Genomic DNA, 21556 nt, shown 5'->3' with positions numbered 1-21556 from the left:
TATCGACATCCGTGCACCCAGCCGTTAATGGGGGCATCACCGTGAGCGCCAACGGCGCGGACAGCGGTGACGGGCGATCCGGCCGCCGGCTGGGTTCGCCTGCCTGTGCCCAACGCTCCCGTAGGAGGAATGTGCCATGGCCCCACGAACCATGCCCGAACCCGCTGAGGTCGGTCGCCGAGCCGCCGAGATCCTGGACCTGATCACGCAGCACCCGTCGTCCGAGCGGCTACGCAGCTCGTCAATGAAGTACTCCAGCTGCTGGGCGACGTTCACCGGGTACCCAGCGATCAGCCAGTGGTCCCTCGACCGGGACGCGGGCCCGTTGCTGACCGAGGCGATGCGGGTCCTGGCGCTCAAGGCCGCGGTGTTCGAGCTCTCCGGCGGCGACGAGCAAGCCGCGGAGCTGCTGGTGCCGGCGCCGGTCGACGAGATGATCCACGCCGTGCTGGCCCAGTTCACCCTCATGTCCCGGATGCAGCGCGACCTCGGGGTCACGTTCCCGCACGCCACGGAGTTGGAGGAGTTCACCTACACCCGCGGCTGCCTGACCGACGCGTACTACGCCGCCGCCGGCTGGGGGCCGCAGCCGCTGCGGTACTGGCTGGACTCCGCTGAGGTGACCCGCCGGCTGGACCAGCTCAACGCCCACTACCAGGCCGCAGGCCTGGGACGCGACGGACGCAGCCACGACTTCGCCTTCGACCCGCCAGACCAGGCGACCGCGCCGGTCGGGGTCAGCGGTTAGCCAGCTCAACCGACAGCACCCGCCGCATGGCCGCCACCACCTGCTTCGGGTCGAACCTCTCGGCAGCGAGGCGTTCGGCGCGGGCGACGGCACCGAAGATCTGCTCCGCCGGGGCGTCGCGCAGCACGGCGACGAGCCAGCCTTCCAGATCCACCAAGTCGGCAGGCAGTACCAGGGAGGCAGGCGTCGGCGCCGGTCGTGACGCCCGGGCGGGGATCGGTTCGCCGCGCGAGGCGTAGTGGCCTGGTGGCAGTCCGACCCGGTACGGGTGCACACACACCGCGACACCCTCGACGGTGACCCGCCATCCAATGTCCGGGTTGTAGGCGAACTCGGGTCCGGGCCGGTCGACCACGTCGAACTGGCCCGGCCCGAGCTGCTGGGCGGGACACACCACGCACGTCTGCTCACACCACTGCGGTAGCGGCCCGGACATGGCGCCGATGCTACGGCAACCAGGAGGTATCAGGCCATGACCGTCTTATCCCCTCCCCGAGCCGCCACCGTCGACCGCGCCCTACGCGACGCCCAACGATGGTGCACCGGACACACCATCGACGACCGCCCCGCACTGGCCCACGCGGTCCGGGTCGCAGTGACCATCGGCGAACATGTACTACACCCGGACCCGGATCTGATAGCGGCAGCGCTGCTGCACGACATCCCCGACTTCGCGCCCCGCACGCCGGACATCTACCAGGTCCTCGCCACCGCCTACGGCCCGCAGGTACCGCGGATCATCGCCGCCCTGCACGCCGAGCACCAGGCCCTCGACATGCCGGACCCGCCCATCCGCGTCAACGACCTGCCGGTACTACTCGCCTCGACCGCCGACAAGATCGTCGCGCTGACATCGCTGCTGCGACGGGCGCATACCAGCGGCGACGTCACCGACTTCCTCCGCAGGCGCCCGGCGCTGCTCACGTTGCTGCCGCACTTCCGGGCCTTTCAACAGGCAGCCCATCCCCGAGTGCCGGCCGCGATGTCGGCACGCCTCGACACCGCGCTGGCGCTGCTCGAGAGAGCCGCCACCGGCATTCAGGCGGCGAGCAAACCATGATCGCCATTAGTGCCGCATTCGCGGACCAGCTGCGCCGTGACCTGCTCACCGCCGCCGGCCACGAACAGGCCGGCTGGCAGGTCATCCAGGAGTGGGAGCTGTCGACAGTGCAGCGGCTGCACCTAGGCGACGGCAGCAGTGTGATCTGCAAGCTCGCCACGTCGCCGTTCACCGGCGAAGCCGCTGTGCTGCGGCACCTCAATCAACATGGCGCCGCCGTGCCCCACCTGCACGGTTACACGCTACGGCCGCACGCACTGGGCATGCTGATGGACGACCTCGGCGACCCCCTCCGTCCAGCAACTATCGCCGAGGCCGCAGCCGTCGCCAGCGCAATCCACGCCATCCCGGCGGTGCCTGCGCTGCCCGTGTTCGAACAGCGGACCCTGGCGCGCCTGCCCGAGCAGGCGCTCGCCGCGCTCGACGAGCTGCACCGCCAGGGCCGCTTCGTCGACTCCGGCGCGGCCGAGGATCTGCTGCGGCGGCTGGCAGCCGTGGCGGGCAGACGCGCCGACGGCGCCGAGCGAGAACCCTTCGGGCTGTGCCACGGCGAGTTCCACCGCAGCTCGCTGCATGTCAGCCGCACGGGATGCCGTCTCGTCGACTGGGCGAAAGCATTCACCGGACCCGGCCTGCTCGACCTCGCCACCTGGTTCGGCACCCGCAACGCCGCAGACCCCGCCCAACTTACCCGCCTGATCCGCGCCTACGTCGCGGCTGGCGGCAGCACCGACGCTCACTCGGACCGCGGCGGCTTGCCAGCGGCTCAGTGGGCGCTGGGATGGCACCGCGTGTGGGCAGCCTGGTGGTTTCTGACCACGGCCGCCGCAGGCCACCACCAGCCCCACACCGATGGCTCTCACGCCCAGGTCGTGCACCGCCAACTGCACGCTGCCGCGCAACTGCTCGACGCCGCCCCGTTTGGCGCGTCCGGAGTTCATCTCACTACCGCGGGAAGATCCTTATGAAGCGCCTCATCGTGGACACCCACGCCTCGTCCTGCTACTTCCGCACCTCCGTCGGCGGGGATGGACGCAAGGCGTTGGTGCAGATCACCGAACGGTGCAACCTGCACTGCGCCCACTGCTTCGTCTCCTCGACCGCGGTCGGGTCCGACCTGTCCCTGGGCGACTTCACCACCCGAGTGTTGCCCCGGCTGCTCGACGCCCGAGTCGAACGCCTCACGCTCACCGGGGGCGAGCCCTTCGTCCACCCCGACCTGATCGCCATGTGCCAGGCGGTGGCCGATCAGGGACTGCCGGTGGGCATCTGCACCAACGCGACGCTGGCCCGCGACGCCGATATAGCCGCCTTGGCCGCCTTGGGCAACGTTCACGTCAACGTGTCCTTTGACGGGTTCCGGCCCGACAGCCACGGCAAGTTCCGCGGCGACCGGTCGTCGTTCACCACCACCGTCGCCGCCACCCGCAAGTTCGCCGAGGCCGGCCTCCTCAAGGGCCTGCTGTCCACGCCCAACGCGCTGACCGTGCCGCAGGAGTTCGCCGACCTGTGCGCCTTCGCCGTCGACGTCGGCGCCGAGTACGTGCTGATGAACCCGCTGTCCTCCTTCGGACGAGGGGTGAAGAGCCGCAGTAAGCTCGCCGCCACCACGGCGGCGATGGACGCCATCACGGCCGTGACCGACCGCTTCGCCGGCCAGGTCGACCTCGTGCGCATTCGGTTCCCCAACGACGACCTGCCGCTGGGCGGATGCGACGCGGGAAAACTGATCTACGTCTTCGTCGGCGGGCAGGTCGCCGTTTGCCCCTACCTAGTCTTCGCCGCCCGCACGCCCGCCTCCGCACACCACGACACCGAGTTCCTCACCGGCAACATCCTCGGCGGCGAGGTTGTCACCGGCCTTGACGCCTACGACTTCCACGGCCGCTACCGGCTCGGCGCCAACCCGACCTGCGGCTCCTGCGCGCTGGCCGGACAGTGCGGCAAGGGCTGCCCCGCCGCGGTCGTCGCCGCCGGTGGGCGCATCGGCGACGTCGACACCGAGCAGTGCCCCATCGCTGCACACTCCGGCCGTCGACTACTCCCGCTGTACCCGGTCAAGGGGTGAGCAGTCTGTTCATCGCCGTCGAGGGCCCGAACGGAGTCGGCAAGAGCACCGTCGCCCGCCTTCTGGCCGACCGCCTCGCCGAACTCGGACCGGCAGGGGTCCACCTGACCGGCGAGCCCACCCGCACGCCCCTGGGCCAGCTCCTGCGCCGCCAGGAATCCTTCCTGCACGGCAAAGCACTAGCCCTCGCTCTGGCCGCCGACCGCGCCGCGCACATCGAAACGGAGATCATCCCCCGGCTCGACGACGGACTGCATGTCGTCACCGACCGGTACGTCGCCTCCTCGCTGGTGCTGCAACGCATCGACGGCCTCGACCTCGGAGAGATCTGGTCCTACAACCGCTACGTCCTGCCCGCCACCGTCATCTACCTCGAAGACCACCCAGAGGTCATCCGCACCCGACTGGCAGCTAGACCACACCGGACCAGGCTGGAACTGGCCGGCTCACCCGAGAAAGAACTCGCCCTCTACCGCGACGCCGCCACCCACCTGCACCGACAGCAGTGGCGCCAACACGTCGTCGCCTGCCACGGCCTCACCCCCGAACAGGTCGTGGACACTATTCTCGCCCTGCTACCCGCCGACGGCCCCTGACCAGCGAGGCTCACCGTGCTGTCCATCCTGACGATCAACGTGCAGGCCGCCGCGCTCGCCCGCGCGCAGAAGCTCCTGACCTGGCTGCTGCAACGCGACGACCACGTGATCATCCTGACCGAAACCAGCAACGGACCCGGCACCTCGCACCTGCTCACCGGCCTGCACGCAGCCGGGATGTCCATCGCCCACCAGCCCTCGACTGACGGCGACCGCGGCTGCGCCATCGCCAGCCGCATCCCCACCCGCCCAGCCCCGCACCTCACCGCGGGCATCAGCCTGCCCGGCCGGGCCCCCGCCGTCATCCTCGGCACCGACCCTGCCGTCACGATCCTCGGCCTCTACGTCCCCTCCAGCGACCGGGCACCAGCCAAGCTCGCCAAGAAGCGGACCTTCCTCGCCACCGTCACCGACACCCTGGGCCGACTACCCGCCACCGACCGCGCACATCTGGTGGTCGGCGGCGACTACAACGTCATCAGCCGCGACCACCAACCCCGCTACCCCGGCTTCCGACCCTTCGAGTACGACTTCCTCGACGCCCTCACCGCACTCGGGCTCTCCGACGTCCACCGGACTCTGCACCCTAAAGTGCAGGCACATAGCTGGATCGGCCGAGCCGGCAACGGCTATCGCTTCGACTACCTCCACGCCGGTCCCGGGCTACTACCCCATCTGGCAGCCGCCGCCTACCTGAATCAACCTCGCCTGGCAGGCTTCACCGACCACTGCGCGCACAGTGCCGACATCGACGCAATCGTCCCGGCGGCACCTACCACTCACTGCCCGCCGGCCAAAACTCAAAGGAGCCCACATTGCGGAGCCGCGAAGTCGTCCCCGGCCGCACCGTCGTCGCCGTATTCGAGCATGGGGAAGACTTCTACGACGCCCTCGACCGCACCTGCCGCGCCCACGACATCCGCCAGGGCTACATCCCCACCTTCATCGCCGGCCTCGCCACCGCGGACATCGTCGGCACCTGCGAACGCCTCGACAACCCTGACGCCCCCGTCTGGTCCAAAGTTCATCTGACCAACATCGAGGCCCTCGGCGGCGGAACCCTCGCCTACGACCCCGACACCGACACCATCCAGCCGCACATCCATCTCACCGTCGGCTTGAAAGCGCAGAGCGCCACCGCCCACACCAGCCACCTGCTCGCCGCGACCGTCCAGTTCCTCACCGAAATGGTCATCGTGGAGATCACCGAGCCATCAATGAGGCGCGTCCGCCAAACCGACCTGTACGACGTGCCACTTCTGCAGTTCCCTTGAAGACAGCCGAGCGCGGCGGCTCAGGTTTACAGCCGGGGCGACAGCAGCCGCGGACTCGACCATCTCAGGCCGGCGCCGACGTTCTAACAGCCGCGCTCGTCAGATTCCAGATCAATGTGTCGTAGGTGTCCACGACCCTCAGCACCGGCACACCCAGTGAGCGAACCATCGAATCGAGTCCGTGCTGCACCTGCTCACCCGAGTGCTGGGAGCTGACCACCCGCTCCACCTCAACGAACGCGCCGAGCCCGTCGACGACGTCCACGCATACCGTCGCGCCGTCCCAATCGCCGGTTCGACGCTGCTTGACGATCCGCACGGTTGGCACCCAACCCATCGCGACTAGAGCAGCGTGCATTGCGTGACGGTCGAGAATCACGCATTCGTGCTCCAGGCATGCCATCTCGTTATCGATCGGCTTCTTCACGGTGAACACATGGCGACCCTTCTGCGTGCGCAGACGCGCGAACGGCACACCGACCTTCGACATCCCGTACGACCAGTCGGCTGGTGCGTACGCCTGGTCGTCCTGCAACGACGGCTCCGTCAACACCACCTGTCGCCGGGCGAGCTCCGTGATCAACTTTTGCAGGTCGTTGACGCGGTACTTGGCTTCAACTTCATGATCATCGTTGGCCGGCTCGTGGGTCACGAGCAGGGAGCATACGAGAATTGCAGGTCACGTGAGTTCCGAACGCCCGCGGGCAATGTCGGAGCTTTGTCGGAAAAATGTTGGAAGAAGCCGCTGAGTAGCCGACGCATCACAGACCTGCACTACAGTGCTCCCACGCCACCGTGTCTCGCCCCGCGCGAGCGTTCGTATCCATCGGGAGCTGCTGATGTCGAGCGTGCCACCACAAGATGTGGCCAAGGCATGGATCGCCCTTGGTCAGATGCTGGCCCGCAGCCGTAAAGCCGCTGGTTACACGCAAGAGACGTATGCGCCTCGGGTGAGCTATGGACGGAGCACGATCGCGAACGTCGAGACCGGCCGGCAGCGCGTGGGGCGCGACTTCTGGACCCGAAGCGACGAACTGTTGGGGACCGGCGGCAGACTGTCCCAGGAATACGACCGCATCCGGCTCGCCAGCACCCGGCACATGCCCAGCGGCATGGCAGCCACTCAGACGTTTCAGGCCGCAGCGGATCCATCGTCCTCCACCGCTGTGGAGACGGTCGCTCGCACGCCCGGAACCGACTACCTGATGGGCGAGTGGAACAGCTTCTCCACGCTCACCAGCATGCTGGCTCAGCAGCGCCAGGCCGTGTCACCCGACGCACTACTGGGTCTAATCGAGGCCCACCGTGATTGCCTGTCGACGCTGTACCGCAAAGCCGGCCGTGCGCCCATCCGCGCTGATATCGGAGCGATGCTCGCCGAAGCCTCGATCGTCGCTAGCCGGCTGTGGAGCGCACAGGGCAACCGTGGCCTCGCGCTCGCTCACTGTGCCTACGCTCGCCAGCTCGGCGACAGGCTCGGCAGCCGCCGGATCAGCGCGACAGCACGCATCTTCGAGAGCAACCTCCACTCGGAGGCCGCCACACTGATCGACGCAGACGGCGACGTCATGATCGGCCTGCGGCTCCTCGATGAGGCCGCCCGCGCGTCCACCGATCTCAGTCCCGCCGCACGAGCCCGGGTAGCTGCCGAGCAGGCCCAGGCCTACGCTGCCCTGCGACTTCCACACGAGGCCACGGCGGCCCTGAAGCGGGCGGAAGAAGCGGTCAACGACTTGTCACCCGGTGACTGTGTCGGCCTCTACAGCGACTGGAGCAGCGCCCGCCTCCTCGTCTATGCGGGCACATGCCATCTTCTTCTCGGCCAGCCCCACCAGGCTGTGACCGTGCTCGAAAGTGCGGTACAGATGCTGGAACACGACCATGCCAACGTCAACGTCGCCTTGGCGGCAGCCGTAGACCTCGCCAGCGCCTACGCCGAGGCTGGCGAACTCGAACAGTCCTGCACCCTGCTTGGCAACACGTACGATCAGCTGAAAGCAGGTGGAAACCATCGAGGCATCGCTCGAGCTCAACGAGCCCGGCAGCGGTTGGCCCGATGGCGCGACGAGCCGGTTGTCCTCGAACTCGAGGAGCAGATGGCCGCCTAGCGGGCAGCCGGCGACCCGCCCGAGTCCAACAGCGAACTGACGGCGGCTACCACGGTCGTCGGGTCGAGACTGTCAAGTACCAGGTCAGGTTCGTAGGATGCAAGCTCTTGGCGCCCAATCCGGTGAGCGACGACAGCAACGCGAAAATCGGCGTGACGTGCGCAAGCGATATCGTTGGGCGCATCCCCGATGACGATCGCCCGAGCGGAATCCAGCGGTTCACCGTAGATCGCGGAGTAGCGCTGAGCTACGACCGCCGGAAGCTGAAAGCGATCCCGCGCGTCCGACCCGAACCCGCCGATGCGAAGATCAAGAAGCTCATCCAAGCCCGCCACGTCCAGCTTCACCTCGGCGGCCGAACGCAGGTTGCCGGTCAGCACGGTCTGAACGAAGCCACGTTCGTGCAGCTCCGCGATGCTCGCCGCAGCACCTGAATACGGCGGCTGGACCTCAGCCAACTCCTGCCGACCCTCCTGCATGACCGCGGCGATGGCCTGACGGAAGGCGGGTATGCCCGCCTCCGCGGCTGACGGGTCCACGCCCGAAGCGATCGCCGTGTCCACGGCGATCGACTCGTCCGTGTACCCATGCACCTTCTTGTCAGGGAAGACAACCTCGGACTGCGCGATGCCGTACGCGCGAGCGATCGCGCGCGTCAGCCAACGCAAGTCCGCGGGGATGAGCGTCCCGTCAACGTCCCAGATGACCAAGCCGGCGCTGCTGTGGTTCATAGATTCATCGTCGCACGGGCACGAGCAGCTAACCCTGCCGAGCACTCCGGGTTCGCGGTCGGACCGAAAGGCCAAGCGGGGATGCGGTCGCGGCAGCGGGTGTCGGTGGATTGTCATAGTCCGATGACATGCCTGTCCGACAACACCCGACGTCGGCGACTGTGAGTGAGCCTTCCCCGAAAGGTCCGGGCGGATCGTCCGGGCATAGCTGTCCGGACGGCACCTTCGCTGCCCTACGTGGTGATCATCGCGCTGGCCGCGGCTGCTGCCGATTTGCTGGGCCAGCCGCAGATATGCAGCGCGTCCGGTGGCGGGGATGGCTGTTCGCTTCCGATCGCCTGCGACTGTTGGAAGGAATGTCTGCCATGTTCTTCGATGTCGTCGTCGTCGGCGCCGGCCCGGGTGGTCTGGCTTGTGCCCACGAGGTCGTGCGCCAAGCCCAGGGCCTACGGGTGCTGCTGTTGGAGGCCGGGCGGGGGATGCGGAATCGGCCGTGCCCGGTCGACCGAGGGCTGCGTTGCACGGGGTGCGCCGGGATCTGCAACGTGATCAGTGGCTTTGGCGGCTGTGTGCACTACGGAGACGGGGTCAAGTTGAGCTTGCTGCCGTCCGGCCGCCGCCTGATCGATCACTTCGGTGAGGACCGCGCGGACGAACTGTGCGAGCGCGCGTTCCAGTTCCTGACCGCTCCACTGCCAGAGCCGCCCATTCTGAGTGGCACGAGACTTGGCGCGCCAGTCATCAAGGCGTTCGCCGGGAACGGCTTGGCCATCCGGGAGTACCCGGTCGCGGTCTTGGGGGAGACGCAGGTTCGGGACATGCTCACGGCGCTGCACGGCTACCGCAACGACGCTCTGACCGTCTGGGAGAAATCGGAACTTGTCACCGCCGCCTTGGAGGGGGACCGCCTGACGCTGGCGGTAGCGACCCACGGTGGCCTCGTCACCGCCGAGACGGCACGTCTGGTGCTGGCCACGGGCCGACACGGGGTGACCAGCACTCACAACCTCCTGACGGCGTTCGGGGTGCAGACGATCGCGCCGGACATGTCGCTCGGCGTGCGTCTCGAGACCAAGGCCGAGGTGCTGGCCGCGATCGGCGTCGAGCACCCCGATCTGAAGATCACCCAGTTAGAGCGAGTGGACCGTAAGACGAAGACGTTCTGTTTCTGCGGCGGCCCGAACGGTGGTCGGATCAAGTTCACCAACTACCAGCGCTCCTTCGGGCGAGAGGTGATCACTCTCGACGGGCACGAAACCACTGAACGCCTTCCCGGGGGACGTCCACTGGCAGCCAACTTCGGGCTGCTGTGCCAGCTCGCCAGACCCGGCACCAGCACCGAAGTCCGGGACGAGATCCTGTCCGATTACTGGCGGCTCAGCGGAGGCCGGCCGGTGGCGCAGAGTCTGCGCGCATTCATGAACAAAACGACCGAGCCGCGTAGTTGGCCGGAGTTGGCTGCGGCAGTGACGTTCGAGCCGTCCGTCAAGGACTTGACTACCGCCCGGCTTGACAGCTTGTTCACCGGCGCCGAGCACGTCAGCCTTATCGAGAGCCTCCGCCGGGTCATGGGCTCGATCCTGGACCACGCCGGCGCAGGCTTGTCCATGGATGACCTTGTCGACGATGTTCTCGTGATCGGGCCTGAGATCGAGTTCTTGTGGGACCGGGTCCCGGTCGACGAGGACTGCAAGGTACGGGGCCTACCGATCTACGTGGTCGGAGACGCCGCAGGGATCGCCCAAGGCATCGTGCAGGCCGCCATGATGGGCGTTGCCGCCGGCGACGCCATCGCGACCGGTATGCCGGCATGACCGCCGCCACGACTCGCCGCCCGGTCGCGGACCGGTTCGGTCCGCTCTACCCGGCGTCGGCGATGACGTTGCCGGTCATTCCCAGCCTTCCCATGCCGAGATTCGCCGCGCCGCCACCGGACGTGCGCAACCTCAGCCCGCACTACCGCGACCATTACGGCGCCAACATCCTGCGCGAATATCCCGCCGGACGATCCGGGGACCGGCTCGCGTTCATCGACAAGGCATTCCCGCACAGCGTCTACGACATGATGCTGCTTGCCACAGTCGGCGACGACAGAGTCATCGCGTCGTCGGTCAGCGATGTCCCCGAGGTCATGCTGACGGCGCTGCTCAAGCTCTGTAGGCAGTTCGTCGGCTACGTCGACGCCTCCTCGACTCGGCGCCGGTTCGACCTCGACGGGGCGCAGCTCATGATCGGCACGAACCACGACCCGTACACGGTCGACCGCGACAACGGGCAGTGGTGGGACAAGCGGATGCACTGGCACCTCAACTGCTGGCCCGCCGCCGCCTACCGCGACGCCTCGATCGTGCCGCTGGGCGAGGTAGACGACCTCAACCGACGACGGGCGCTGGTGGACCCCATCGCGCACCTGGCCGCCCAGGTCATGCGTGACGCATACCGTACGCAGCCGCTGCCTGCCGGCTGCCATCTGGCGGGCGACGCAGATCTGTCCGCTGTTGGTGGCCCAGTCGGATTCAAGATCGCTCTTCCGGACTGGGACTTCCTCCTCGATACCGCCTGCGCGTGCCTTCTCGTCCAACTTCATGAGGTGGCCACCGGCGCGTACGCGCAGCTGCGGGAGTGCTTCACCGGCAGCCCGGCGGCGTCGCCCCCGTGGACTCGGCCGGGACTGCTGCCGCCCGGCCAGGTTGCGGCGAACCTGAACAACCTCACCTGGCTATCCGAACCCGGCCGGCAAGGCCTCGTCATGCTGAGGGCGTTACTCCGGGACATCACCGCCCACGAGATGGCCCTGTTGCGAACCAACATGGATCTCGCGAACCGGTGCCTGACCTTGGCAGGCTTGGACTACCACCTCGGATTCTGGTCCCCAGCGCAACTCGGCAACTCGCGTGAATGTCCGCCGGTCTACCTCGTGATGCAGTTCAAGCTGCTCAGCGCCATCGGCAGCAGCCCGGCGATCGGCGGCAGCGTCGCCTCGATCCTCGACCGCTTCCGCGGTCCGGTCATGTCGGCACAGCAGACCCGCCTGCGTCGACAGTTCCAGGACGGCTTCCTCGCGGACCTGGAGCATGGCGCACCGGAGGCAGCAGCGTGAATCTGCACCCTCCCGACGTGACCGTAGCGCCCAGCATCACTCCGGAGGTCCTCGCCTTCTACGCCCACGGGGCCGAGCAGGGACGCCTGAGCGACCCGCGCCGCTACATCGAGTACCTGCGCACCCGCGACATCCTGGCCCGCCACCTTCCCCCAGCCGGAACGATTGCCGACGTCGGCGGAGGACCCGGCGCGTACGCCTTTCAGCTGGCCGCGGACGGCTACCGCGTCCACCTCGTGGACCCTGTCCCGCTGCACCTGGAGCAAGCCGCCACCACGTCAGCCCGCGCCGAGTCGCCGCTGGCCTCGATCTCGCGCGGGGACGCGCGCCAAGTGCCGCTCGGCTCCGCCAGCTGCGACGCCGTTCTCCTGCTCGGCCCGCTGTATCACCTCACCAGCGCCGCTGACCGCGCCCGCGCCTGGGACGAGGCGTGTCGCGTACTCGTCCCAGGCGGCGTGGTCGCCGCAGCAGCAACGTCCCGCTACTACACCACCTGGGAGTACCTCGCCAAGAACCTCTACGACGACCCGGCGGTGGAGGCAATCCTGATCCGGCATCTTCGCGACGGGCAACACCGCAACCCGACCGGTGATCGACGGCTGTTCACCACCGGCTACTTCCATAACCCGAGTGACCTCGCCGTAGAAGCCACCGCCGTGGGCCTGCGCCCGCATGCCCTGCTCGCGGTCGAAGGCGCCGCCAAACTGCTGCCCGACCTCGCGGACCGCCTCCGCGACCCACACCGTCGCGACCTTCTTATGCGGGCGATCCGCCGGGTCGAGGCAGAACCCTCCCTCCTCGGCATGTCCGAACACGTCCTGCTCATCGCCCACAAGCCCACACCCGACAGCACCGCTGCGAAGGAGACGAGATGACCACTACGGTTCGGCTCGCCGGCTGTGACCTCCCCACCGCGTACGGACAATTCCAACTGCATGCCTTCGGCCCCGAGATCGGCCGTGAGGAGGTCCTCGCCGCCGTCCACCGCCCTCAGCCCGCCGCCCAACAGAGTCCGCTGGTACGGATTCACAGCGCCTGCGCCACGGGTGACCTGCTCGGATCCCTGAAATGTGACTGCGGCCCTCAGCTGGCCACATCCCTGCGCATGATCGGCGCATCCGACTACGGGATCCTGCTCTACATGCTGTGCCACGAAGGCCGCGGCATCGGGCTTGCTACCAAGATCCGCGCTTACACCTTCATGGACCAGGGCTACGACACCGTTGCCGCAAATGCCGCCGTTGGCGCACCCACCGATGCCCGCGACTACCGACCCGCCGCGAGCGTCCTGGCCTGGCTCGGCGTCACTTCAGCCCGACTCGCCACCAACAATCCTCGCAAGATCGACGCCCTCCGTACTGCCGGGATCACCGTCGACCGTGTCCCACTCTCCGGTTTCGTCACCCCCGATAACCGGGACTATCTCGGGCAGAAGGACACCCTGCTCGGACATCTGAACAGCAGCGGAGCCGCCGCCGCTTCTTGACTCGAATGTCCAGTCCGACACGACCCGCCGCCCGCCTCCGGTCGGTATCATTCCGGCGGGCAGCAGGCGGGCCACGGCCTTCAAGCCGGCCGACCGCCGCAGCAAAGAATCGCTGGTCAGCGACACTTTTGGATCCGGATCACCACGCGTCGGTATCGTTCATGGCGAGAGGAAACGCTCAATGAAGGTCTGTGTTGTCGGCACCGGATACGTCGGTCTCACCACCAGCGTCAGCCTGGCCTTCCTGGGCCACGACACCACCTGCATCGACCTCGACAAGCAGAAGATCGACACCCTTCGCGGCGGCCACTGCCCGATCTACGAGCCACATCTGGAAGCGCTCCTCGAGCAGGCGTCCTCCCACCTGACCTTCACCACCGAATACGCCGTCGGCGTACCCGACGCCGACGTCGTGTTCATCGCCGTGCAGACCCCGCAACTCGACAACGGCAACCCCGACCTGCAGTACCTGCGATCCGCCGCCGAGAGCGTCGCCCAACACCTGCGTGGCGACTTCACCGTCGTGGTCAACAAGAGCACCGTCCCGATCGGCTCCGGCAACTGGGTCGACGCGATCCTGCGCGAGGCCTACGAACGCCACCACGGCCACCGCCCCGACGGTCGATTCGCCGTCGCCTCGAACCCCGAGTTCCTCCGCGAGGGCACCGCGCTCGCCGACACCCTCTACCCGGACCGCATCGTCATCGGCTCCGACAACCAGAAGAGCCTGGATCTCCTCAACCAGCTCTACCGACCCATTCTCAACCAGTCCTTCACCCCGCCCACCGTGCTGCCCCGCCCCGCCGGCATGAGCGCCGTGCCGCTGGTCTCCACCGACCTGGCCTCGGCCGAGCTGATCAAGTACGCGGCCAACGCCTTCCTCGCCCTCAAGATCAGCTATATCAACGAGATCGCCGCGATCGCCGGCAAGGTCGGCGCCGACGTCCGCGAAGTCGCCCGCGGCACCGGCCTGGACGCCCGCATCGGCCCCCGCTTCCTGAACCCCGGCATCGGCTGGGGCGGATCCTGCTTCGGCAAGGACACCGCAGCGCTCATCGCCACCGCCAGCGAGTACCACCTCGCCATGCCGATCGTCACCGCCGCCCGCGACGTCAACCACCGTCAGCGCACCAAGGTCGTCGACCGGCTCCTCGACGAACTCCACATCATCAAGGGCCGCAAGATCGGCATCCTCGGCCTCGCGTTCAAGCCGGACACCGACGACCTGCGTGACTCACCAGCTATCGACATCGCGAATCTGCTCCTCGAGCGCGGTGCCCGGATCACCCTGCACGACCCCGTCGCCGCTGATCGCTTCCGCCGCGAACAGCCCACCCTGGCCGAGCACCTCGCCGATCGCGTCGAAGACGTGTTCGACGACGCCGACGCCATCGTGGTCGCCACCGAGTGGTCGCACTACCGCGACCTCGACTGGGCCAAGTTCGCCCCCACCATGCGCTCACCGCTGGTCCTCGACGGGCGACACTGCCTCGACGCCGACAGGCTCACCGAAATCGGCTACCGATACCTGACCATGACCGCACCCGCCATCCCCCCGCGCTCCCAGACCTGATTGTCCTGGCCTATTGGCAAAGTTGACGGAGTACGACTCTGCCGGCGGTCTGCCTGTCGCGGTCGGGCAACCGCCGGCCTCAGCATGAGCGGCGATGAGTAAACGTGACGGCCGCTGGGCCGTCATCCGCTTCATGTCAATGCGGTCATCGCCCGACCGATGCGAGGGCCGACAAGCCGCTCAGCCACGGAGAGGGGATACCACGTCGCACCTCCCACCTCCGATTCTTGGATACGCCCCACGTCCGCCTGCGTCGTCAAGAACGAGTAGCCGAAGTCGAGATGGAAGTGTTCCGGCTCGTCCTTCGCCGGCCGCGCCGGAACTCTGCCGTATTCGACGTAGACCGGCATCTGCGATGCTGGGACGAGTCCGCTGGGATCAACACCGGTTTCCTCTACCAGCTCACGCACCGCCGCGCTGATCAACGTGGAGTCGGTCGGCTCAAGGTGTCCTCCCGGCTGCAGGGGGATCTCGTAGGCCAGGTGATCGACGAGCAGCACTTCGGTGCCGCCGCGGACCAGGAGAGCACCGACAGTTACATGCATCGAGAAGTTTCGCCGGGAAGCGAAACCCTCTTCCTCAGCCAGCAGCTTCACGGGCTCGGACAGCGACACGGCGTCGTCCGAATAGCACTCGAGGTAGGCCAAAAGCTCCCTTGAGATGTCCAAATCACTGATCGCCACGAGCTGCCTGCGCTTCAGCATGTCGGGGGCCTCGTCCGCTCAGGGGCGCTGTTGCCTGCGTCGACCATCGGTAGGTGCGGTGTTCCCGGTGCAGGGCGATCAGTGACACCTCGCTGATCGTCGCTGTCACTGCCGGCAGGTTCCGCAGCTCGGCCAGCCGGGCGCGGATGGGGGCGGTGGGTGCGGGCGCGCCGCTGTAGGCGATCGTGACGTGGGGCCGGAACCCGTCAGCTGGTTCGGGGACGGTTGGCCACACGGCGGCGATCGCGGCCCGGATCGCGGCGCGGACCCGTTCGACGGGGCTCCAGGGTCGGACGAGCAGGCCGATGCCTTCGGCGTCGGGGTCGACTGGGCCGAGGGACAGGTCCAGCGGCGGCAGGCCAGCGCACCGTTGCCGGGCTTCGGTGACGATCGCTTCGATGTCGCCGTCGGGCACCTCGTCGGTGAAGCCGAGGCCCTGCATGGTCAGGTGCAGGCCGTCGATCGGCACCAGGTCCAGTCCGGGGAACTGGAGCTCGTGTTGAAGGTCGGTGACGAGGCGGTGGAGGTCGGGCTGTTCCTGGAAGGTGAGGTGCCAGGTGTAGAAGTGTCGGCCGGCGCGCCAGCCGGGACGCCAGTACCAGTGCTCGGTGAATGCGGCCAAGTCCCGGTAGGCGGTCCACCGCTGCCGCAAGCTGGCCAATTCCCGGCTGCTCATGTCGGCGATCGTAGGCCCGGTGGCGGCGGGCTGCCGGGACGCGTCAATTCGGTGAACAGGTCCGCGACATCCTGTAGTCGCGAGTGACGGCCGAAGGGGTGGGCGGCGGCAAGGAATTGACGAGTGCGTTGGTAGACCGATTCGAAGCGGTACTCGGCGGTGAGGCTGAGTGCTTCCAGCGCCAGCCCAGCGGCGTGGTCGAGGTCGCCCGCCCGCGCGTGGGCCGTGGCCAGATCGAGGCGGCTGAGCGCCTGCGGACCGCGCAGCTGCGCCGCGTCGAACGCCGCGACAGCGGCGGTGAGCTGGTCGACGACGCCGGTGGTGTCGCCGAGGACCAGGTAGGCCGTCGCCGCGTTGGCGGCGGCCCGGGTCGGGCAGTACGGGCCGAGGGTGAGGCTGGTGCTGACCTGCCCGTCCGCCGGCTGTTCGGGCAGCAGGGCGAACGTACGGTCCACGGCCTGGCGGACACCCCGGCGGTCGCCGAGGTGGGCGAGCGCCCGGGCCTGCCCGTTGATCGTGAGGCGGATGAGGTGCGGGCCGGCGCCAGCGTGGCGTAAGCCGTCTTCGGCGTAGGCGAGCGCGTCGCGGTGCTTGCCGGTGTAGTAGGCGACCAGGCTTTGGGTGGCGCGGGCCCAGGCCTGCGTGTCGGGTTGCTCAGCGGCGTGGGCGAGGTCGAAGGCTTCGGCGGCGTAGGCGTGCGCGACCGGGAAGGCTCGCAGGTCCAGGGCGAGGGCGGCGAGGAGCCCGGACAGGTGGGTGGCGGCGGAGTAGAGCCGGGCGCGTTGCGGCGGGTGCTGCCGGGCCGCCATCAGCTGGTCGACGCTGACCCGCAGCGGACGCAGCCGGGCCACGAGCGTGGCCGGCGGGAGCCGTTCGTTGTCACCGATCGCCTGCCGTACTTCGTGCTCCAGGTGCGTCAGCCGTGCGTCGTCATCGGACGTCACGGTCAGCGCGGACCGGCGGGCGGTGATGCGCTCCTCGTGCTCCCACCACACGGCTCCCGCGTCGGTGGCAGAGCCGGGGCCAGCGGGTCCGGGCGCCGGGCGGTGGCGGTGTTGGTGGTCCAGGTCGGCGATGCGGTCGTACTCGGCGGTCAGCACGCCACCGGTGCGCAACACCGCGTCGCAGCGGGACCAGAAGGACCGCTCGGGATGTTGGCGTCCGGTCTCGGTGTTCGCCACCGAACTGCGCCCGTACTGCACGAGCCGGGCCAACCCGTGCTGGGTGTGGCCGGCGTCCTTCCGCAGGTGGGCGAGGTGGCGGCCGAGCGCGCGGCGAGCGGCGGCAATCTCGTCGTGGTCGACCATCGCTGCCACCCCCGGTGCCGCAGTCACGATGAGCCGACACCGTAGCTGCTCCCGGTGACACTTTTGCACCCTGGAAACTCCCTTCTGCGGTTGCCTGCGGGTGATGAATGTCCAGATCACGGCGCTGGCTGCCACGGCGGGGGCCGTGGCGCGGACGGGGTGGATGTGGTGTCGGAGTTGTGTCGGCATCTGCCGACAATGTCGGCGCACGGCGCTGCGGGCGTGTCGGCCGGCCGGCGTCCTACGGTCCCTGCATGCCCTCCGAACGCCGCGACGTCACCGCTGGCATGCCCCGCAAGCGGATGGCCGCCGGACTGTTGATCACCGACGCTGATGAGCGGGTTTTGCTGGTCGAGCCGGTCTACAAGGCGAGCTGGGAGATTCCTGGCGGGTGCGTTGAGGCTGACGAGTCGCCGTACCAGGCTGCGATCCGGGAGTGCCGGGAGGAACTCGGCCTTGACCTGGCACCGGGTCGGTTGCTGGTGGTGGACTGGGTGCCGGCCCGCGCCGGGCGCGCCGAGGGTGTCATGGTCGTCTTCGACGGCGGCACCCTCGAACCCCGCGTGCACGAACGGATCGTGGTGCCGCCCGGCGAGTTGAAGGGCTGGGCCTTCTCCGACCCGCCAGAGGCCGCCCAGCGGCTACCGCCGTTGCTGACCCGCCGGATCACCGAGGCGCTGAACGCCCGTGCGGACGGGTGCAGCTACTACCTCGAAGACGGCGTCCGAGTCACCTGACCGTAGGCCCACCGACCGGGACGCCTCCCGGAAGGGCGAAGCGTCGGGTGCGCCAGCCGGGAACGCCAACGGGACACCTCCGCTTCCGCCGTTCGCATCGAGACACCACCGCCGCCCACCGTGCTCACCTTCGGGAGGTACCGCCATGCCGAAAACCGACCACCCCGACCGCACGCCCGCCCCTGCCGCACCACCGCAGCGGGATTTGGTGCTGCCGGAGCTGCGGGAGGTGTGGTGGGAGACCGGCGTGCGGGCGCGAGCGCAAGCCGGCCTGTTCGCCGTCTTCTCCGAACTGCCCCGCCTGGTCTGGGCCGCGCTCGTCGTGAGTTGGCGCGCCGACCGGGCGCGCACGTCGGTGGTGGCGGCGACGACGGTGGTTGCGGGGGTGATGTCCGCGTTCGGGCTCCTCGCGGCGCAGCGGGTGCTGGTGGAGCTCTTCGCCGGCGGGCCGACCGCCGACAAGGTGGTCGCGGCGCTGCCCGCCCTGGCCGCGCTCGCGGCGGCCACCGCGCTGCGCGCCGGCATGGCCACCGCCATGGGGTACGCGCAGAACGGCCTCACCCCGAAGGTCGACCGGGAGGTCGAACGGGGCCTGTTCGAGGTGACCACCGCCGTACGGTTGGAGGCGTTCGACGCCGACGCCTTCGCCGACGACATGGAACGCGCCTCGCGCGGCGCCAACTCCACCACCTCCCTGGTCCAGTCCTCGATGAACCTGCTCGCCGGCCTGGCCGGCGTCATCGCCGTCGCGGTCGCCGTGGTGGTGGTCCACCCGCTGCTGCTGATCGCCCTGCTGGTGGCGACCGTGCCGAACGGGTGGGCGGCGCTGCGGGCCGGGCACCTGCGCTACCAGACGTACGCCGCCGGGTCGGTGCGCCGCCGCCGGTTGTGGCTGCTGCACCGGCTGATGGCCGAGCGCGACTCCGCCCCCGAACTGCGCTCCTACGGGCTGCGCGACTTCCTGCTCGACCAGTACGACCGGGTCATGAACGTCGAGACCCGGATCCAACTCGCCCTGGCCCGCCGGGTCACCACGACCACCACCGTCGGCGCGATGATCGGCGGGATCGCCACCGCCGTGGTCTACGTCCTGCTCGGCCTGCTGCTCGTCGACGGTCAGATCCCGCTCGCCGCCGCCGCTACCTGCGTGATCGCCGTCCAGTCCGCGCAACGCTCGCTTGCCGTGGTGACGTTCCAGGTCGACCGCGTCTACACCGAGGGGCAGCACTTCCGCGACTACACCGGCTTCATGGCCCGCGCCGCCGACTACCTGCCGCCGCCGCCGACCAGCGGGCCCACCGGAGCGTCGGCACCGGAGCGGCTACGCGAGGTCACCGTCGACGCGGTGAGCCTGCGCTACCCCGACCGCGACACCCCGGCCGTCGACCAGGTCACCCTCACCATCTCCGCCGGGCAGACCGTGGCGTTCGTCGGGGAGAACGGCTCCGGCAAGTCCACCCTCGCCGCCATGATCGCCACCCTCCGCACCCCCACCAGCGGCATCATCGCCTACAACGGGCGGCCCGGCGAGGACTGGGGCACCGACGCCCTCCGGGCCCGGATCGGCGTCGTCACGCAGGAGTACCACAAGTGGCCGTTCACCGCCGCCACCAACATTGCCATCGGCGACATCACCACCACGACCGAGCAGGACCACATCGAGGCCGCCGCCGCCCGCGCCGTCGCCCACGACATGATCACCGATCTGCCGCACGGGTACGAGACGCTGCTCGACCGGACCTTCGCCGGTGGCCAGGACCTCTCCGGCGGTCAGTGGCAACGCATTACCGCGGCTCGCGGTTTCCTGAGAGACGCCGACGTGCTCATCATGGACGAGCCGTCCTCCGCCCTCGACCCCCGCGCCGAGGACGCCCTCTTCCAGGCCATCCGCGACCGGCAGGGCACTGGCATCACCATCCTGATCACCCACCGGCTCGCCAACGTCCGCCACGCCGACCGCATCCACGTCCTGCACCACGGCCGCCTCGTCGAAACCGGCACCCACGACCAGCTCATGGACGCCGACGGGCGGTACGCCGAACTGTTCACCCTCCAAGCCGCCGGCTACGACACCACCACCGCGCACACTCCCGCCTTGCCCCGCCAACCCGCCTCCGCCTGAAGGACCACCAGATGAACAGTCCGCACGCTAACGGCCTCGCGCCAACGCTGGTGATCATTCGCGGCAACTCCGGCAGCGGGAAGACCACGGCCGCCCGCGAGGTCCGACGCCGCTACGGACGCGGGGCCGCGCTGCTGGAGCAGGACTACCTCCGCAGAATCCTGCTGCGCGAACACGACAGCACCCACATCGACCCGGTAGCCCCGACGTTTATCACCGCGACCGCCCGCACCGCCCTCGAGCTGGGCTACCACGTCATCCTCGAAGGCATCCTGCACACCGAGCGCTACGCCACCGTGCTGCACCAGCTCATCGACAACCACCCCGGTCCGGCCTCCGCGTTCTACCTGGACGTCTCCATCGACGAGACCATCCGCCGCCACCTCAACCGAGACAAACCCATCCCCGTCACCCCGGACGAGATGCGCCGCTGGTACACGCACCGAGACCTACTCAACGTCCCCGGCGAAACCATCATCCCCGAACCCCACACCCTCGAGCAGACGGTAACCACGATCCTGCAGGCCAGCGGCCTCATCAGCGCCACACCACAAACGCCCTGCCCACGACGCTGCCGACACTGCGCCCGCAAGGCCGACACCCCTCCCACCGCTGCGACCACCAGCTGACCAAGCGCGCCCGCACACGCTGCCCCGAACCCCTGACACGAAAGAGCCACCGGACATCGCGTAAAGGCGGATGTCCACCAGAGAGGATTACGACCACTATGAGCGAAACGACCGTGCCTCGACGCGCGGCCGGCGTCACCAGCCAATTCATGATCGACGGTGTCCCCGGACACCTGATGACAGCCGCAGCAGCCAGCGGCGCCCTCACCCACGTCGACCTGAGAGTGGGCAAGCACGGCTCCACCCTGGCCGGACTAACCGACGCCCTCTCCACGGCGATCACTACCGGTCTGCGCGGCGGGACCCCCGCGGTCGTGTTCGTCGACGAGCTGCGCCACACCCGCTACGTACCCGCCGGCGCCACCAACGATCCAGACCTTCCGCACGCGACATCGATAGGCGACTACCTCGCCCAACACCTGCACCTCCACCACCCTCAGCCGATAGAACGACCGTGACCGCCTGGCGTACCGACCGCGCGACCGCCGAAGGCTTCAGACGCAGCGATGGCCTGCGATGTCTGGCGCGGATCGGCACACAGCTGGTGCCCACGCTGACCGTCAGCCGCAGCGCGGGATGCAGGACGGAGGGTTCGACCCAGGAGTTGTCCACAATCTCATCGGCTGACAGGGCAAAT

The 21556-nt window shown here is 68.5% G+C and carries 21 protein-coding genes and 1 pseudogene; 16 read left to right on the top strand and 6 right to left on the bottom strand.

Going from position 1 to position 21556, the window contains the following annotated elements; translation table 11 throughout:
• Positions 1 to 136: 136 nt before the first annotated feature.
• Positions 137 to 748 (top strand): hypothetical protein, encoded by a 612-nt coding sequence (locus O7620_RS26090; RefSeq protein WP_278125706.1) that lies wholly within the window; start codon positions 137 to 139, stop codon positions 746 to 748.
• Here the strand turns inward: O7620_RS26090 and O7620_RS26085 are convergent.
• Positions 738 to 1184, bottom strand: a complete 447-nt coding sequence (locus O7620_RS26085; protein WP_278125705.1) for a hypothetical protein — start codon at positions 1182 to 1184, stop codon at positions 738 to 740. The two genes, O7620_RS26090 and O7620_RS26085, sit on opposite strands and share 11 nt — an antisense overlap.
• A gap of 36 nt (positions 1185 to 1220) precedes the next feature.
• On the opposite strand from O7620_RS26085, the gene O7620_RS26080 reads away from it, so the two are divergent.
• The 5 genes from O7620_RS26080 (at position 1221) to O7620_RS26060 (ending at position 5746) form a co-directional block, all read left to right on the top strand.
• A complete protein-coding gene (locus O7620_RS26080) occupies positions 1221 to 1808 on the top strand; it encodes an HD domain-containing protein (protein WP_278125703.1) in 588 nt (195 codons plus the stop codon).
• Complete coding sequence (locus O7620_RS26075) at positions 1805 to 2776, top strand: phosphotransferase (RefSeq protein ID WP_278125702.1); 972 nt, start codon at positions 1805 to 1807, stop codon at positions 2774 to 2776. The genes O7620_RS26080 and O7620_RS26075 overlap by 4 nt, the downstream gene beginning before the upstream one ends.
• Positions 2773 to 3876, top strand: coding sequence for a radical SAM protein (locus tag O7620_RS26070; protein WP_278125701.1), 1104 nt, complete (start codon positions 2773 to 2775; stop codon positions 3874 to 3876). Before O7620_RS26075 ends, O7620_RS26070 begins: the two co-directional genes overlap by 4 nt.
• Positions 3873 to 4472, top strand: a complete 600-nt coding sequence (tmk, locus tag O7620_RS26065; protein ID WP_278125699.1) for a dTMP kinase — start codon at positions 3873 to 3875, stop codon at positions 4470 to 4472. The genes O7620_RS26070 and tmk overlap by 4 nt, the downstream gene beginning before the upstream one ends.
• A gap of 815 nt (positions 4473 to 5287) precedes the next feature.
• A complete protein-coding gene (locus tag O7620_RS26060) occupies positions 5288 to 5746 on the top strand; it encodes a DUF296 domain-containing protein (protein WP_278125697.1) in 459 nt (152 codons plus the stop codon).
• A 64-nt stretch (positions 5747 to 5810) separates the two neighbouring features.
• Here O7620_RS26060 and O7620_RS26055 read toward each other — a convergent pair whose 3' ends face one another.
• The gene (locus O7620_RS26055; protein ID WP_278125696.1) at positions 5811 to 6398 is read right to left on the bottom strand and encodes a CYTH domain-containing protein; all 588 of its coding nucleotides are present in this window, start codon (positions 6396 to 6398) and stop codon (positions 5811 to 5813) included.
• A 187-nt stretch (positions 6399 to 6585) separates the two neighbouring features.
• Here O7620_RS26055 and O7620_RS26050 point away from each other — a divergent pair, with 187 nt between their 5' ends.
• A complete protein-coding gene (locus O7620_RS26050; RefSeq protein WP_278125695.1) occupies positions 6586 to 7854 on the top strand; it encodes a helix-turn-helix transcriptional regulator in 1269 nt (422 codons plus the stop codon).
• Here O7620_RS26050 and O7620_RS26045 read toward each other — a convergent pair.
• On the bottom strand, positions 7851 to 8585 hold the full coding sequence (locus tag O7620_RS26045) for a haloacid dehalogenase-like hydrolase (protein WP_278125694.1): 735 nt from the start codon (positions 8583 to 8585) through the stop codon (positions 7851 to 7853). The two genes, O7620_RS26050 and O7620_RS26045, sit on opposite strands and share 4 nt — an antisense overlap.
• Before the next feature lie 365 nt (positions 8586 to 8950).
• Between O7620_RS26045 and O7620_RS26040 the strand changes: the two genes are divergently transcribed.
• The 5 genes from O7620_RS26040 to O7620_RS26020 all read left to right on the top strand — a co-directional run bounded on the left by O7620_RS26040 (position 8951) and on the right by O7620_RS26020 (position 14744).
• The gene (locus O7620_RS26040) at positions 8951 to 10399 is read left to right on the top strand and encodes an FAD-dependent oxidoreductase (protein ID WP_278125693.1); all 1449 of its coding nucleotides are present in this window, start codon (positions 8951 to 8953) and stop codon (positions 10397 to 10399) included.
• On the top strand, positions 10396 to 11685 hold the full coding sequence (locus O7620_RS26035; RefSeq protein WP_278125692.1) for a hypothetical protein: 1290 nt from the start codon (positions 10396 to 10398) through the stop codon (positions 11683 to 11685). The genes O7620_RS26040 and O7620_RS26035 overlap by 4 nt, the downstream gene beginning before the upstream one ends.
• 17 nt (positions 11686 to 11702) lie before the next feature.
• A complete protein-coding gene (locus O7620_RS26030) occupies positions 11703 to 12560 on the top strand; it encodes a class I SAM-dependent methyltransferase (protein WP_278125689.1) in 858 nt (285 codons plus the stop codon).
• Positions 12557 to 13171, top strand: coding sequence for a GTP cyclohydrolase II (locus O7620_RS26025; RefSeq protein WP_278125687.1), 615 nt, complete (start codon positions 12557 to 12559; stop codon positions 13169 to 13171). The genes O7620_RS26030 and O7620_RS26025 overlap by 4 nt, the downstream gene beginning before the upstream one ends.
• A 181-nt stretch (positions 13172 to 13352) precedes the next feature.
• Positions 13353 to 14744 carry a UDP-glucose/GDP-mannose dehydrogenase family protein gene (locus O7620_RS26020; protein WP_278125685.1) on the top strand — a complete coding sequence of 464 codons (1392 nt, stop codon included), beginning with the start codon at positions 13353 to 13355 and terminating at the stop codon, positions 14742 to 14744.
• Between the two features lie 131 nt (positions 14745 to 14875).
• Here O7620_RS26020 and O7620_RS26015 read toward each other — a convergent pair whose 3' ends face one another.
• From O7620_RS26015 to O7620_RS32130, 3 genes and pseudogenes are all read right to left on the bottom strand, one after another.
• On the bottom strand, positions 14876 to 15448 hold the full coding sequence (locus tag O7620_RS26015; protein WP_278125684.1) for an NUDIX domain-containing protein: 573 nt from the start codon (positions 15446 to 15448) through the stop codon (positions 14876 to 14878).
• Complete coding sequence (locus O7620_RS26010) at positions 15414 to 16124, bottom strand: 2'-5' RNA ligase family protein (RefSeq protein WP_278125683.1); 711 nt, start codon at positions 16122 to 16124, stop codon at positions 15414 to 15416. The genes O7620_RS26015 and O7620_RS26010 overlap by 35 nt, the downstream gene beginning before the upstream one ends.
• A gap of 629 nt (positions 16125 to 16753) precedes the next feature.
• Positions 16754 to 17431: pseudogene (locus tag O7620_RS32130) on the bottom strand (helix-turn-helix transcriptional regulator); the annotation flags it as partial.
• Positions 17432 to 17685: 254 nt separating this feature from the next.
• On the opposite strand from O7620_RS32130, the gene O7620_RS26000 reads away from it, so the two are divergent.
• The 4 genes from O7620_RS26000 to O7620_RS25985 all read left to right on the top strand — a co-directional run bounded on the left by O7620_RS26000 (position 17686) and on the right by O7620_RS25985 (position 21377).
• Positions 17686 to 18168 carry an NUDIX hydrolase gene (locus tag O7620_RS26000; protein WP_278125679.1) on the top strand — a complete coding sequence of 161 codons (483 nt, stop codon included), beginning with the start codon at positions 17686 to 17688 and terminating at the stop codon, positions 18166 to 18168.
• A gap of 145 nt (positions 18169 to 18313) precedes the next feature.
• On the top strand, positions 18314 to 20290 hold the full coding sequence (locus O7620_RS25995; protein ID WP_278125678.1) for an ABC transporter ATP-binding protein: 1977 nt from the start codon (positions 18314 to 18316) through the stop codon (positions 20288 to 20290).
• A gap of 11 nt (positions 20291 to 20301) precedes the next feature.
• Positions 20302 to 20919 carry an AAA family ATPase gene (locus O7620_RS25990; RefSeq protein WP_278125677.1) on the top strand — a complete coding sequence of 206 codons (618 nt, stop codon included), beginning with the start codon at positions 20302 to 20304 and terminating at the stop codon, positions 20917 to 20919.
• Positions 20920 to 21017: 98 nt separating this feature from the next.
• Positions 21018 to 21377, top strand: coding sequence for a hypothetical protein (locus O7620_RS25985; RefSeq protein WP_278125676.1), 360 nt, complete (start codon positions 21018 to 21020; stop codon positions 21375 to 21377).
• Positions 21378 to 21556 lie beyond the last annotated feature (179 nt).

This window comes from Micromonospora sp. WMMD710 (assembly GCF_029626045.1).
Taxonomy (GTDB): Bacteria; Actinomycetota; Actinomycetes; order Mycobacteriales; family Micromonosporaceae; genus Micromonospora.
The sequence above is the reverse complement of the archived record's forward strand: the minus strand, read 5'-3'. Positions and strand labels throughout refer to the sequence as shown.

Excerpts from the sequence above, each read along its gene's own strand:
- O7620_RS26050 (WP_278125695.1), top strand. The coding sequence starts at position 6,586 with ATGTCGAGCGTGCCACCACAAGATGTGGCCAAGGCATGGATCGCCCTT.
- O7620_RS25995 (WP_278125678.1), top strand. The coding sequence starts at position 18,314 with ATGCCGAAAACCGACCACCCCGACCGCACGCCCGCCCCTGCCGCACCA.
- O7620_RS25985 (WP_278125676.1), top strand. The coding sequence starts at position 21,018 with ATGAGCGAAACGACCGTGCCTCGACGCGCGGCCGGCGTCACCAGCCAA.
- O7620_RS26025 (WP_278125687.1), top strand. The coding sequence starts at position 12,557 with ATGACCACTACGGTTCGGCTCGCCGGCTGTGACCTCCCCACCGCGTAC.
- O7620_RS26010 (WP_278125683.1), bottom strand. The coding sequence starts at position 16,124 with ATGAGCAGCCGGGAATTGGCCAGCTTGCGGCAGCGGTGGACCGCCTAC.
- O7620_RS26045 (WP_278125694.1), bottom strand. The coding sequence starts at position 8,585 with ATGAACCACAGCAGCGCCGGCTTGGTCATCTGGGACGTTGACGGGACG.
- O7620_RS26085 (WP_278125705.1), bottom strand. The coding sequence starts at position 1,184 with ATGTCCGGGCCGCTACCGCAGTGGTGTGAGCAGACGTGCGTGGTGTGT.
- O7620_RS26090 (WP_278125706.1), top strand. The coding sequence starts at position 137 with ATGGCCCCACGAACCATGCCCGAACCCGCTGAGGTCGGTCGCCGAGCC.
- O7620_RS26080 (WP_278125703.1), top strand. The coding sequence starts at position 1,221 with ATGACCGTCTTATCCCCTCCCCGAGCCGCCACCGTCGACCGCGCCCTA.
- O7620_RS26040 (WP_278125693.1), top strand. The coding sequence starts at position 8,951 with ATGTTCTTCGATGTCGTCGTCGTCGGCGCCGGCCCGGGTGGTCTGGCT.
- O7620_RS25990 (WP_278125677.1), top strand. The coding sequence starts at position 20,302 with ATGAACAGTCCGCACGCTAACGGCCTCGCGCCAACGCTGGTGATCATT.
- O7620_RS26000 (WP_278125679.1), top strand. The coding sequence starts at position 17,686 with ATGCCCTCCGAACGCCGCGACGTCACCGCTGGCATGCCCCGCAAGCGG.
- O7620_RS26075 (WP_278125702.1), top strand. The coding sequence starts at position 1,805 with ATGATCGCCATTAGTGCCGCATTCGCGGACCAGCTGCGCCGTGACCTG.
- O7620_RS26035 (WP_278125692.1), top strand. The coding sequence starts at position 10,396 with ATGACCGCCGCCACGACTCGCCGCCCGGTCGCGGACCGGTTCGGTCCG.
- O7620_RS26070 (WP_278125701.1), top strand. The coding sequence starts at position 2,773 with ATGAAGCGCCTCATCGTGGACACCCACGCCTCGTCCTGCTACTTCCGC.
- O7620_RS26020 (WP_278125685.1), top strand. The coding sequence starts at position 13,353 with ATGAAGGTCTGTGTTGTCGGCACCGGATACGTCGGTCTCACCACCAGC.
- O7620_RS26015 (WP_278125684.1), bottom strand. The coding sequence starts at position 15,448 with ATGCTGAAGCGCAGGCAGCTCGTGGCGATCAGTGATTTGGACATCTCA.